Raw genomic sequence first — 11,792 nt, 5'->3', positions numbered from 1 at the left:
TTAACAGGGGTGCCGTCACTACCGTTGCGCGTAAACGTCAGATCGGCGCGCGGTACACCGATTTATGCAACAACGCCCATCCTTACCGCAACGTCGCTTATGTCAGCGATCTGGGCGGCACGATCCGTCGCGTTTCGTTCGACGGCTCCGACACGCACGTCGTGCTGCGCGACGCCGGTAATCTGACGGGAATCGTCGCGGTCTGAACGACATCATGCGCTGTCACGAAACCAAGGTGGCTTCCTGTGCAGCAAGTCGCGCGCTGAGTTCGTCCTTGAGAAAGTCGACGAACGTGCGGATCTTCGCATCGACATAGCGGCGCGAAGCGTAAACCGAATAGACGTTGCGAGTCGGCAACTGGAATTGCGGCAGAACGCGAACCAGCGTGCCTGCGCGAAGATCATCGATAGCCGAATAGACTGCGAGCGCACCGATGCCCGCGCCGGCGCGCAGCGCCACGCGCAAAGCCTCGGGATCGTTGATCCTGTAGCGGGCCGCCGACGCATTCAACAGCACGTCGCCGTCCGCGCCTTCGAGTTGCCATCCATCCGTCGACGAGGCGGGCGACTGCAGCCGCACGAATGCGTGTCCGTCCAGATCGTCCGGCGAGCGCAGAGGCGCGTGCTTCTCCAGATACGACGGCGCGGCGACCAGCATGCTGTAGCTCGTGCCCGTCACTTGGCTGACGTAACCCGAATCGGGCAGCGTTCGCGCCGTCACGACGGATACGTCGAACTGTTCCTCGACGAGCCGCGGCATCGTCGATGACAACACGAGTTCGATCTCGATGTTCGGATAGCGCGCCTGATAGCCGACGATGCATGCGGCGAGATGAGTTTGTCCAAGGCCCGGCATCGCGTGCACGCGCAGTGTGCCGTGCGGCTCGTTCATCGCGTTGCCGGCTTCGGCGTCGGCGTAGTCGAGATCGGCGAGAATCTGCTGGCATCGCTCGTAATAGCGGGCGCCGGCATCGGTGAGCGTGATGCGCCGCGTCGTGCGATGAAAGAGCCGCACGCGCAGGTCGTCTTCGAGCTCCGAAACGGCACGTGAGACGCGCGCCACATTGCTGTCGAGTACATTGGCTACGGCAGTGAAACTACCGGTTTCGACGACCCGCGAAAAAACGCGCAGGCTGTGAATCTTGTCCATGAAGCGATTTCCGTCTGTGGTGATGCGCCGGCATTCATGCGCTTCGAAACGACACGAACGCGCGACCGATAGACCGCACCGGTCGCGCGCCCAGCACATGATTGCAGGCTTGATTCAGGCTTTCGACAACTCACCGTCGGTGAGTCGCCAGATGCCGAGCGGATTGTCATGCTTCAGCGCCTCGGGCAGCAGATCGTCCGGGAAGCCCTGATAGCAGACGGGGCGCAGGAAGCGTTCGATGGCAGTCATGCCAACCGAAGTAAAGCGGCTGTCGGACGTTGCGGGAAACGGCCCGCCATGAATCGACGCGTACGACACTTCTTGCGGATGCGAGAACGCATTGACGACGATGCGCCCCGTGCGGCGTTCGAGAATCGGCAGAAGCCGCGCGGCGAGCGGGTGATCGGCGGGATCGAGTTGCATGGTGGCGGAGAGCTGTCCGCCAAACTGCTTTGCGATTGCGATCAGTTGCTCGACGTCTTTCACGCGCACCAGCAACGCGGCCGGTCCAAAGACTTCTTCGGACAGCGACGGATCTTCGAGCATTCGCGCGCCGTCGACTTCGAAAAGCACCGACTGGCCTTCCCACTTGCCTTGTGGTTCGCCGCCGGCGGCAATGCGTTCAGCGCCTGCGTCGCGCTGCCGCTCGACGTTCTTGCGATACGCAGAATTGATGCCCGGCGTGAGCATCGTGCGCGCGGGCGTGTCGGTGATGCGCGGGAGCATCGCCTGACGCAGTTCGCCGTAGCCGGGACCGTCGATGGCGAGCAGGATCGCCGGTTTCAGGCACGCCTGGCCGACCGTGACGAGCATGCGTTCGGTAAAACCGTCGCCGATTGCAGCGCCGCGTGCGGCGAGTGCCGCCGGCAGCACGAAGGTCGGATTGACGCTCGTCATTTCGGTGAAGACGGGGATTGGATCGGGACGCTGCTGCGCCCGTCGGAACAACGCCATGCCGCCCACTTCCGAACCCGTGAAGGTCACGCCCTTGATGAGGGGATGATCGACGAGCGCCTCGCCGATTTCATTGCCGCCGCCGCGCAGCAACGAGAACACGCCTTCGTGCAGTTGCGCATCTTTCACGGCCTGCTGGATCACGCGGGCCTGCATTTCGGAAGCGCCTGGATGCGCGTTGTGCGCTTTCAGGATCACGGGGCAACCGGCAGCCAGCGCCGAGGCCGTATCGCCGCCCGCGACCGAATAGGAAATCGGAAAATTGCTGGCGCCAAAGATCGCAACAGGACCAAGCGCGATCTTCTGCAGCCGGTGATCCATGCGTGCGCGCGGCTGGCGATCGGGCTGAGCGGGATCGATAGCGACCTGACGGAAGCGCCCCTTGCGCACGACAGTAGCGAACTGGCGAAACTGTATGGCCGACTTGGCCGCTTCGCCTTCCAGCTGCGCAACGGGCAAGCCCGTTTCCAGCGACGTGCGCTGCGCGAGTTCGGACGCGATGGCGTCGAGCCCATCGGCGATGCGTTCGAGGAACGCGGCGCGTTGTGCGAGGCTCGTATGGTTGTAGCTGTCGAACGCTTCATCGGCGAGGCGCGCCGCGCGATCCACTTCCGCGCGGCCGCCAAAGGCGAAGGGCGGTTCGATCTCGGCATTGGTCGCGGGATTGAGCGCCTTCATCGAGCCCGCGCTGGCGGGCACTTCCTGCGCGCCAATGAAGAGGTTGCCAGTGAGCGTCATGAGCGGCCTCCCTGTACTTCGGCTAGCGCTGCGACCAGTTCTGCCGTTCTCAGGATTTCATGCGCGAAAGTAGGGCCGTTCAGTTCGTGGGCCGCGTGCATCATTTCCTTCGTGAAAGCGGCTGTTGCATCGCGCACGAGCGTGACGTGATAGCCCAGTTCCATCGCGAAGCGGCACGTCGACTCCATGCAGGTATTCGCCAGCAGTCCGATGGCGATCACATGCGTGACGCCTTGCTGCTTGAGCTGAAAGTCGAGATCGGTGTTGGCGAAACCGCTTTGTGCCCAGTGTTCCTTGATGATGATGTCGCCTGCCTGCGGCTGGAAGTCAGGATGAAATTCGCCGCCCCACGTTCCCTTCTCGAACGTGTGACGTTGCTGCACGAGACGTTGCGTCGGATTCGGATGATCCCAGTTGTCGTAGTCACCCGGTTCCCAGCGGCGGTGCGGCACATAGAACACCTGGACGTTGGCCTTGCGCGCGGCAGCGACCGCCGCACGAAGGTTGTCCAGCAATCCGACTTCGGCGGCGATCTCCTTGATCATGGGGAAGACCTTGCCGCCTTCCGACAGAAAATCGTTGTACGGATCGACCAGCAGCAAGCCGGTGCGTTCCGCGCGATAAACAGGATTGGACATTGCAGTTCTCCATTCGGAAAGGGTGCGAACTGGTCGCGTCTCGCTGTCGGCGCCGAGCCACTTTTGTCGAACGAACCGTGACGTCTCACGTCATGCATCGCGATGATGCAAGATATCACTATGAAAAGCATAGTGTCAAGCGCCGTGCACTTCCGGACGTTGTTCAGGTGTCGGATTCAAGCAGCTAGCCATCCTCGAAAGAAACGCCTTGGGAAGTGCCGCAATAGCATACGACCAGCTATGAAGTGGCTGCATCGGAAGGGGCACGTGCGTGCATTGGCTCACTATCTGGGTCACGCAAGGCGAGTTGTGGTGCAACAATCGAGCGCATTTTTTCTGTCGCGGAAGAGGCGGCTGTTTGCAAATCGCTTTCAAACAGGGGGCGAAATGCGAGTTTGCGACTTGGTCTGTTACGGCGTGAACGCGGCGCTATCGATGCGTTAGCGGCACCTTGATTGGAAGGCGTGTACTTGCGCTGCGTGACATCGGCAAGGTCATTAAGATCACGCATGATCACGAACTCGTCGCCGTAGTTCTATCTCCGGAACTGGTCATGTTTTGGGTAGCACTACTGCCATTCCTGTGAGCAGGCGCGCGGTCGCCGCGAAGCGCCAGGCGATCCGCGGCATCGGCTATGAGTTGTTCATCGCCGACACAAGTGTTGTGCCGCCGCTGGTATTTACGTCATGTGCCCGCGTTCACATAATCCGCTCACTTGCTGCGAAACATGAATCACGATTCGCGGATCACGAATTTCGATTCGCAGCGAACCGGTGACGATATGAGCTTTGCCGAATGGCTTGACGTATGGGCTTTCAGACGGGCAGTGATAAGCGGTATGCCCGGGATATCAATCGCTGCGGCGCTCATCGCTCCACCTACTCGTGCTTATTGCCAACAGGAGCTTCCATGCAAAACGATATCCTTCCTCAAGTCCCGTCGCGTCGCCGCTTTATCGGCGTGGCCGCAGCCGCGATCGCCGCAGGTTCGTTGAGTCGATTCGCCTTTGCTCAAACCAGTCAGACAGTCACTGAAATCACGCCGGCGGCAGGCGGGGACAAGACGGCCATTCGCAAGCTTCGCGTGCACGTGCCGGAATCGCAACTGACCGATCTGCGCCGACGCATCAAGGCGACCAAGTGGCCCGAGCGCGAGACCGTCACCGATGCATCACAAGGCGTGCAACTCGCGACGATGCAAAAGCTCGCCACCTATTGGTCGACCAACTACGACTGGCGCAAGGTGGAAGCGAGACTGAACGCGCTGCCGCAATACGTCACTGAAATCGACGGGCTCGACATTCACTTCATCCACGTACGATCGAAGCAGAAAGATGCGTTGCCGATGATCATCACGCATGGATGGCCCGGCTCGATCATCGAGCAAATGAAGGTCATCGATCCGCTGACCAATCCGACAGCGCACGGCGGCAGTGCATCGGATGCGTTCGATGTCGTGATTCCGTCGCTTCCCGGCTACGGGTTCTCCGGCAAGCCGACGGCAACAGGTTGGGATCCAGCGCGGATTGCACGCGCGTGGGTGGTGTTGATGCAGCGTCTCGGCTACACGCGATACGTCGCGCAGGGCGGAGATTGGGGCAATGCAGTGACGGAGCAGATGGCGCTTCTCACGCCGCCGGGACTCATCGGCATTCATACGAACATGCCCGCCACCGTACCCGACGACATTGCGAATGCGCTCAAGTACGGCAACCCGCCGCCCGCCGGTCTGTCGCCCGATGAACAGCACGCCTTCGATCAACTCGACTACTTCTACAAGCACGGTCTGGGTTACGCGCAAGAGATGGCGGGCCGGCCGCAAACGCTGTATGGCATCGAAGATTCGCCTATCGGTCTTGCCGCGTGGATGCTCGATCACGACGCGGCGAGTCAGGCGATGATTGCGCGCGTGTTCAACGGTCAGACGGAAGGATTGTCGCGCGACGATGTACTCGACAATGTCACGCTGTATTGGGTGACGAATACGGGCATCTCGTCGGCGCGTCTCTATTGGGAGAACAAGCTCAACTTCTTTGCGCCGAAGCACGTCACCATTCCCGTCGCGGTCAGCGTGTTCCCGGATGAGATTTACTCGGCGCCGAAGAGCTGGACAGAGAAGGCGTATCCGAAGCTGATTCACTACAACCGTTTGCCCAAAGGCGGGCACTTTGCAGCCTGGGAACAACCGCAAGAGTTCACGGACGAGGTGCGCGTGAGCTTCCGCTCGCTGCGCTGACGGAAGACTCGGACGACGCGATCTGCGCGTCGTCCGCATCGCGTTCGCTACTCAGCGGTCGACGCGTTGCTGAAGATGCGCGGGATAACGGTCGCCGACAATCGCGATGCCACGCAGCGCCGTGTCGATTTGCGCGAGTTCCTCCGCTGACAACACGATCGAAGCCGCGCCGATATTTTCTTCGAGGCGAGACAGCTTCGTGGTGCCGGGAATCGGCGCCATCCACGGCTTTTGTGCAAGCAACCATGCCAGCGCGATCTGCGCGCGCGTCACGCCTTTGCTATCGGCAATCGCGCCGAGCGCTTCGACGAGTGCCGCATTGGCCTTGCGGTTCTCTTCCGTGAATCGCGGCACGATGTTACGGAAGTCCGTTTTGTCGAAGGTCGTGCTGGCGTCGATGGCTCCCGTCAGGAAGCCTTTGCCCAGCGGGCTGAACGGCACGAAACCGATGCCCAGTTCTTCGAGCGTCGGCAGCACGGAGGCTTCCGGCTCGCGCCACCACAACGAGTACTCGCTTTGCACGGCGGCGACGGGTTGCACGGCGTGTGCGCGGCGGATCGTGCTTGCGCCTGCCTCGGACAAACCGAAGTGCAATACCTTGCCTTCCCTGATGAGATCGCGCACGGCGCCTGCCACGTCTTCGATCGGCACGGCGGGATCGACGCGATGCTGGTACAGCAGATCGATGCGGTCTGTTTTCAGTCGCTTGAGCGATGCTTCGGTGACGGCCCGGATGGTTTCCGGCCGGCTGTCGAGACCTTTCGGCGGCTGGCCGTCAATGAAACCGAACTTGGTGGCGATGACGACCTTGTCGCGATTCGCCGACAGAGCGTTGCCGAGCAAGGTCTCGTTCGTGTGGGGGCCGTAGGCTTCGGCGGTGTCGAAGAAGGTGACGCCCTGGTCGAGCGCCGAGTGAAGCAGACGGATTGCCTGCTGCTCTTCCGTCGCGGGGCCGTATGCGAAGCTCAGTCCCATACAGCCCAGTCCGATGGCGGATACCTTGAGACCGGACTTGCCCAGTTCGCGCTGCTGCATGATTTCCTCTTTGATAGTCAGGTGCGGACACACAGAATAGGCTCGATAATTGCGCTCAACAATCCGCCTGGGTTTGCAAGACCTTATGAGAGATTTTCACTAATGCCGCGTCCCGGTCTGTCGGAACTATCGGCCTTCGTTTCCATTGCACAACACCGCAGCTTCAGCGCCGCTGCGCGCGCTATGGGCGTGACGCCGTCCGCGCTGAGTCACGCCATGCGCGCGCTGGAGGGGCGTCTGAATGTGCGGCTCTTTACGCGCACGACGCGATCGATGGCACTGACCGAGGCCGGCGAGCAGTTGCTGCGCCGCGTGAGTCCCGCGATCCGCGATCTCGAAGACGCGGTGGATGAAGCCACGTCGGCGCAGCACCGGCCTTCGGGATCGATTCGCATCAATTGCTCGGAGAATGGCGCAAAAGAAGTGATCCAGCAGGTGCTGCCGACGTTTCTCGAGAAATATCCCGAGATTCATGTGGAGTTCGTGGTGGATACGCGGCTCGTCGATATCGTCGCGGGTGGCTTCGACGCGGGTATTCGCGTGATGGAAGACGTGCCGCGCGACATGATCGCGATCCGCTTCGGACCTGAGATGCGCTTTTGCGCGGTTGCGTCACCCGAGTACATCGAGCGACATGGCATGCCGCAAAATCCGAATGATCTGCTCGATCACCGCTGCATCCGTTTTCGCTTCGAGAGCGGCGCGCTATTCCGCTGGGATCTCGAACATCGCGGCCGACGCGTATCGCTCGATGTCGGCGGTTCTGTCACCCTCGGCAACCTGAATCTGATGGTGTGGGCCGCGCTGTCGGGAATCGGCATTGCGTGGGTGCCCGAGACGCTGGTGAGCGAGCTGCTTTCGGCAGGCGTGCTGATCGACATGCTGCCGGCGGCGGGGCCTTCATTCGGGCAATGGTGCCTCTATTACCCGGCGAACCGGCATACGCCGCCCGCGCTGCATCTGTTCGCGAACGCGGTGCGCGAGTGGGCGCGCGAGCAGAACGAGCGGACGCCCGATCCCGCCTGACCCTCGCGCGCAGGCAGCGCACTGAGCGCGAACGTCAGTGCGAACGTCCGTCGTAATGCGTGACGGGCAACGCATCGATATCGATATCTTCGAGACAGCGCACGTTGATGGCCGCCATCGGGCGGCCGTCGGGCGCGGTGCCTTCGCCGTACGGATGCATGCCGCAAACGGGGCAGAAGCGGTGACGGATCACGTGCTTGTTGAAGGTGTAGGTGCTGGCGTGCTGCTCGGGTGTCGTGAGATGGAGATGGTCGAAGGGAACGAACCACATCAGCGCGCCTTTGCGCTGGCATATCGAACAGTTGCACGCCATGACGCTGGTTGGCTCGCCTTCGACCTCGAAAGCGATGCGTCCGCAATGACAGCTTCCCTTGTGCGACATGGCGATCTCCTGATGTGGATCGAATGATGCCGTCACGCGTCGGTGATGGCAACGTACGAACGTCCGTGTTCTATTCTCTTTACGCAGTGTGGCATAAAGCCACCTTCAGCCGCTCGTTGGTTTGCCGTAAACAAGTTGTAACCAACAACGGGCCACGACTGCAATGAAACTGCGCAACCTGAATGTCTCGACCCGCTTGCTTGCCGGATTCGGCTTGTTGACGGGCTTGCTGCTCGCTGTGGCGCTGATCGGTTTCTACGGCCTGTGGGCATTGAACGGCAAGCTGGACGAGATTGCGCGCGTCAATGGTACGCAGGCGCGTCTTGCCAATGAGCTTCGCGCATCGATTCAGGACCGCGCGATAGCGATGCGCAACGTCGTGCTCTACACGACTGCCGCGGACAGACGAGCCGAAGCCGAACGGATTGCGAAGCAGGGCGAGTTATATGCGGACGCGTATCAGAAGCTCGATCGCATGTTTGCCGATGAAGCCGGAACCGACCCGCGCGAACGTTCGCTGATGGCCGCGCTCAAGCAGGAAGAGTCCGCCGCCGTGCCGCCGATGAGCAAGGTGGTCGAACTCGGTCTCGCGAACGACACGATCGCCGCGACGCAATTGCTGCTCGAACGCGCCCGGCCGACGCAACGCACCTGGCTTGCGCGCGCGGCGGAGCTGGCGGACTTCGAAGACCAGTCGAATCTCGTCGCGCAGCAGGACGCGATCGCGACCTACTCGCGGATTCGCGTGCTGATTGCGGTGATCGTGGCAGCATCGATTGCGCTTGCGCTGGTCACGGCGACGCTGATTACCCGCAGCATCCTGCGACAGCTGGGCGGCGAGCCGCGCACCGCGCAGGATATCGCCGCGCAGATCGCGCAGGGCAATCTCGCCGTCAAGGTCGATCTCGCGAACAGCGATCCCGACAGCCTGATGGGATCGTTGGACACGATGCGCGCGCGGCTCACGTCGATCGTCGCCGACATCAAAAAGTCGGCCGAGTCGATCTCGGTTGCGGCGAGCGAAATCGCGCAAGGCAATACCGATCTGTCGCAGCGCACGGAAGAGCAGGCGGCTTCGCTGGAAGAAACGGCGGCGAGCATGGAAGAGCTTACGTCGACGGTCCGGCAGAACACTGAGAACGCTCGCCAGGGCAGCACGCTCGCGAGCAGCGCGTCGCAGACGGCGACCACGGGCGGCGACGTGGTACGCAAGGTCGTCGCGACGATGGATGACATTTCATCGAGTTCGTCGCGCGTGTCCGAGATCATTTCGGTGATCGAAGGCATTGCGTTCCAGACGAACATCCTCGCGCTCAATGCCGCCGTCGAAGCGGCGCGTGCCGGCGAAGAAGGCCGCGGCTTCGCGGTCGTCGCGGGCGAGGTCCGCACGCTTGCACAACGCAGCGCCAGTGCCGCGAAAGAGATCAAGGCGTTGATCGAAACATCCGCTGCACATGTATCGACGGGCTCGACGCTCGTGCATGACGCGGGCGAGACGATGAACGATGTGGTCCGCTCTGTGAAGCGCGTGACGGACATCATGAGCGAAATCGCGGCGGCGTCGGCGGAACAGTCGACGGGCATCGAGCAGGTCAATACGGCTGTCGCGCAGATGGATCAGGTGACGCAGCAGAACGCCGCGCTCGTCGAGCAGGCGACGGCGGCCGCGCAGGCGATGGCCGATCAGGCCGCGAGCCTCAAGGCGGCCGTGGCGATGTTCAGGCTTGATGGCGGGCAGCAGGGGATGTATGCGGCAAACGTGCACTCGAAGTCGTTGCCGGCTCGTGCGACGGCTGTAAAGAAAGCGGTCGTGCAACGCGAGCCAGCCGTTCAATCGCGGGCCGAAGCCGACTGGCAGACGTTTTGAATCGTCGTATCGTAAACTCCTGAGACGTATTCAAGGAGTGACTACCATGACCCCGGAACAACGTTACCTCGCTGAGGCGATCGAACTCGCCTACGGCAATGTCGAAAGCGGCGGCCGGCCGTTTGGCGCTGTGATCGTCAAGAATGGCGAAGTCGTCGCGACAGGCGTGAACGAAATTCTGCATACGAACGATCCAACTTCGCATGCGGAATTGAACGCGATCCGCGCAGCGGGCCAGAAACTCGGCTCGCCGAATCTCGCGGGATGTACGGTGTACGCGAGCGGTCATCCGTGTCCGATGTGTCTTGCCGCGATGCGGATGGCGGGCATCGGTGAAGTGTTTTATGCGTACTCCAACGAGGATGGCGCGCCTTATGGGCTATCGACAGCGGCTGTTTATGCCGACCTGGCGAAGCCGTTTCCCGAGCAAACCATCAAGATCCGTTACGAGCCGGTTCGGCTGGAATCGCATGGGGATCTCTACGCTGATTGGAAGCAGCGGCAGGGTGCGAAGTAACAACCCTGCCTTGCCTTCTTGAACGTGCCTGTAGCTTTCCCCGCTACAGGCATCGAAAAATTGCGACTCAGCCGCCAAATAATTGCGTTTGTCGTACTCGTGTTTCGCCGATAACCTGCCCTTGTCCCCAACGACAGCGTTATTCGAGGAAAGCAAGTCATGAAATTGCTGAGAAACACGTGGTACGCCGCGGCGTGGAGCCGCGATGTCGGCGCCGATTTATCCACCCGCGAGTTGCTGGGCGAGCCGATGCTGCTGTACCGCAAGCAAGATGGCGCGCCCGTCGCAATGATCGACCGCTGCCCGCATCGCTTTGCGCCACTGTCGATGGGCAAGCGTGTCGGCGACGGCATCGAGTGCGGCTATCACGGGCTGCAATTCGACTGTAGCGGCGCCTGCTCGAAGAATCCGCACGGCGACGGCCGCATTCCTCCCGGCGCGCGTGTGCACAGCTTTCCGGCGGAAGATCGGCATGGGCTCGTGTGGATCTGGGCGGGCGAACCATCGCGCGCCGATGCAAGTCTGATCCCGGATTTTTCGCATCTGGTGTCGCCGCGACTGAAGACCGTCGGCGACGAGATGACGCAAAAGGCGCACTACGAACTGGTCGTCGATAACCTGATGGACCTCTCGCATGTGAACTATCTGCATGCGCCGTATCAGCAGGTCGATGATTTTCTTCAGGCGAAACACGACGTCGTGCAGGATGGCAGTGCGCTGGAAAGTCGGCGCACGGTGGCCGGCACGCGCGCGCCACAATCGTTCCGCCCATTTCTCGACGATCCCGATGCGCCTGTGGACTACTGGCTGAACATACGCTGGCATGCGCCGGGCTGCTGCCTGCTGGAGACGGGCGTGGTGCCTGTCGGCAGGCCGCGTGAGCAGGGTCTCGTGCGGATCGGCACGCACATCGTCACGCCGATCGGCGCGGCGTCGACGCAATATCTGTACGCGAGTTCGCGCAATTACCGTCTCGACGATCCTGGCGCTGACGACGAAACAGCACGCTGGCAGCAAATGGGCTTTCACGAACAGGACAAGCCGATGATCGAAGGCGTGCAGACGCGCATGGGCGAGCGCGAGCTGCTCTCGATGCGTCCCGTCCTGCTCGCCACCGACGCAGCCGCGATCCGCGCACGGCGTCTGCTCGCGGCGATGATCGACGCCGAGGCGCGTAGCGATCAGCCCGTGCCCGCAGCGATAGCGTAAGCGACGCAAGAAACCAGAAAAAAGGGCGGGACGCATAGCGCC

General features: G+C 61.7%; 11 protein-coding genes and 1 pseudogene. 6 read left to right on the top strand and 6 right to left on the bottom strand.

Going from position 1 to position 11,792, the window contains the following annotated elements; all coding sequences use genetic code 11:
• Positions 1-206 (top strand): annotated as a pseudogene (locus SB822_RS15270) (hypothetical protein); the annotation flags it as partial.
• 16 nt (positions 207-222) lie between these two features.
• Here the strand turns inward: SB822_RS15270 and SB822_RS15265 are convergent.
• The 4 genes from SB822_RS15265 to SB822_RS15250 form a co-directional block, all read right to left on the bottom strand.
• Positions 223-1,149, bottom strand: a complete 927-nt coding sequence (locus SB822_RS15265) for a LysR family transcriptional regulator (protein WP_410855078.1) — start codon at positions 1,147-1,149, stop codon at positions 223-225.
• Positions 1,150-1,263: 114 nt separating this feature from the next.
• Entirely contained in the window at positions 1,264-2,841 is a 1,578-nt protein-coding gene (locus SB822_RS15260) for an aldehyde dehydrogenase (NADP(+)) (RefSeq protein ID WP_410855077.1), read from the bottom strand.
• Positions 2,838-3,479: an isochorismatase family cysteine hydrolase gene (locus SB822_RS15255; protein ID WP_007737883.1), complete on the bottom strand. Its 642-nt coding sequence runs from the start codon at positions 3,477-3,479 to the stop codon at positions 2,838-2,840. The genes SB822_RS15260 and SB822_RS15255 overlap by 4 nt, the downstream gene beginning before the upstream one ends.
• 238 nt (positions 3,480-3,717) lie before the next feature.
• The gene (locus SB822_RS15250) at positions 3,718-3,990 is read right to left on the bottom strand and encodes a hypothetical protein (RefSeq protein ID WP_410855076.1); all 273 of its coding nucleotides are present in this window, start codon (positions 3,988-3,990) and stop codon (positions 3,718-3,720) included.
• Positions 3,991-4,388: 398 nt separating this feature from the next.
• Between SB822_RS15250 and SB822_RS15245 the strand changes: the two genes are divergently transcribed.
• On the top strand, positions 4,389-5,714 hold the full coding sequence (locus SB822_RS15245; protein ID WP_007737881.1) for an epoxide hydrolase family protein: 1,326 nt from the start codon (positions 4,389-4,391) through the stop codon (positions 5,712-5,714).
• Between the two features lie 51 nt (positions 5,715-5,765).
• On the opposite strand, the gene SB822_RS15240 is transcribed toward SB822_RS15245, so the two are convergent.
• Positions 5,766-6,749 carry an aldo/keto reductase gene (locus SB822_RS15240; RefSeq protein ID WP_410855075.1) on the bottom strand — a complete coding sequence of 328 codons (984 nt, stop codon included), beginning with the start codon at positions 6,747-6,749 and terminating at the stop codon, positions 5,766-5,768.
• A 102-nt stretch (positions 6,750-6,851) separates the two neighbouring features.
• Here SB822_RS15240 and SB822_RS15235 point away from each other — a divergent pair, with 102 nt between their 5' ends.
• Complete coding sequence (locus SB822_RS15235; protein ID WP_079502271.1) at positions 6,852-7,775, top strand: LysR family transcriptional regulator; 924 nt, start codon at positions 6,852-6,854, stop codon at positions 7,773-7,775.
• Positions 7,776-7,809: 34 nt separating this feature from the next.
• On the opposite strand, the gene SB822_RS15230 is transcribed toward SB822_RS15235, so the two are convergent.
• On the bottom strand, positions 7,810-8,157 hold the full coding sequence (locus SB822_RS15230) for a GFA family protein (RefSeq protein WP_410855074.1): 348 nt from the start codon (positions 8,155-8,157) through the stop codon (positions 7,810-7,812).
• Positions 8,158-8,320: 163 nt separating this feature from the next.
• On the opposite strand from SB822_RS15230, the gene SB822_RS15225 reads away from it, so the two are divergent.
• The 3 genes from SB822_RS15225 (at position 8,321) to SB822_RS15215 (ending at position 11,750) form a co-directional block, all read left to right on the top strand.
• Positions 8,321-10,024 carry a methyl-accepting chemotaxis protein gene (locus SB822_RS15225; protein WP_410855073.1) on the top strand — a complete coding sequence of 568 codons (1,704 nt, stop codon included), beginning with the start codon at positions 8,321-8,323 and terminating at the stop codon, positions 10,022-10,024.
• A gap of 46 nt (positions 10,025-10,070) precedes the next feature.
• Positions 10,071-10,541: a nucleoside deaminase gene (locus tag SB822_RS15220; protein WP_410855072.1), complete on the top strand. Its 471-nt coding sequence runs from the start codon at positions 10,071-10,073 to the stop codon at positions 10,539-10,541.
• Between the two features lie 159 nt (positions 10,542-10,700).
• Positions 10,701-11,750: a Rieske 2Fe-2S domain-containing protein gene (locus tag SB822_RS15215; RefSeq protein ID WP_410855071.1), complete on the top strand. Its 1,050-nt coding sequence runs from the start codon at positions 10,701-10,703 to the stop codon at positions 11,748-11,750.
• Positions 11,751-11,792: the final 42 nt, after the last annotated feature.

Source organism: Paraburkholderia sp. SIMBA_054 (genome assembly GCF_046534875.1).
Classification (GTDB): Bacteria; Pseudomonadota; Gammaproteobacteria; order Burkholderiales; family Burkholderiaceae; genus Paraburkholderia; species Paraburkholderia hospita.
The sequence above is the reverse complement of the archived record's forward strand: the minus strand, read 5'-3'. Positions and strand labels throughout refer to the sequence as shown.

What these genes read in the sequence shown, in the direction of transcription:
- SB822_RS15215 (WP_410855071.1), top strand. Translation starts at nt 10,701, where the DNA reads ATGAAATTGCTGAGAAACACGTGGTACGCCGCGGCGTGGAGCCGCGAT.
- SB822_RS15250 (WP_410855076.1), bottom strand. Translation starts at nt 3,990, where the DNA reads ATGCGTGATCTTAATGACCTTGCCGATGTCACGCAGCGCAAGTACACG.
- SB822_RS15230 (WP_410855074.1), bottom strand. Translation starts at nt 8,157, where the DNA reads ATGTCGCACAAGGGAAGCTGTCATTGCGGACGCATCGCTTTCGAGGTC.
- SB822_RS15255 (WP_007737883.1), bottom strand. Translation starts at nt 3,479, where the DNA reads ATGTCCAATCCTGTTTATCGCGCGGAACGCACCGGCTTGCTGCTGGTC.
- SB822_RS15235 (WP_079502271.1), top strand. Translation starts at nt 6,852, where the DNA reads ATGCCGCGTCCCGGTCTGTCGGAACTATCGGCCTTCGTTTCCATTGCA.
- SB822_RS15260 (WP_410855077.1), bottom strand. Translation starts at nt 2,841, where the DNA reads ATGACGCTCACTGGCAACCTCTTCATTGGCGCGCAGGAAGTGCCCGCC.
- SB822_RS15240 (WP_410855075.1), bottom strand. Translation starts at nt 6,749, where the DNA reads ATGCAGCAGCGCGAACTGGGCAAGTCCGGTCTCAAGGTATCCGCCATC.
- SB822_RS15225 (WP_410855073.1), top strand. Translation starts at nt 8,321, where the DNA reads ATGAAACTGCGCAACCTGAATGTCTCGACCCGCTTGCTTGCCGGATTC.
- SB822_RS15220 (WP_410855072.1), top strand. Translation starts at nt 10,071, where the DNA reads ATGACCCCGGAACAACGTTACCTCGCTGAGGCGATCGAACTCGCCTAC.
- SB822_RS15245 (WP_007737881.1), top strand. Translation starts at nt 4,389, where the DNA reads ATGCAAAACGATATCCTTCCTCAAGTCCCGTCGCGTCGCCGCTTTATC.
- SB822_RS15265 (WP_410855078.1), bottom strand. Translation starts at nt 1,149, where the DNA reads ATGGACAAGATTCACAGCCTGCGCGTTTTTTCGCGGGTCGTCGAAACC.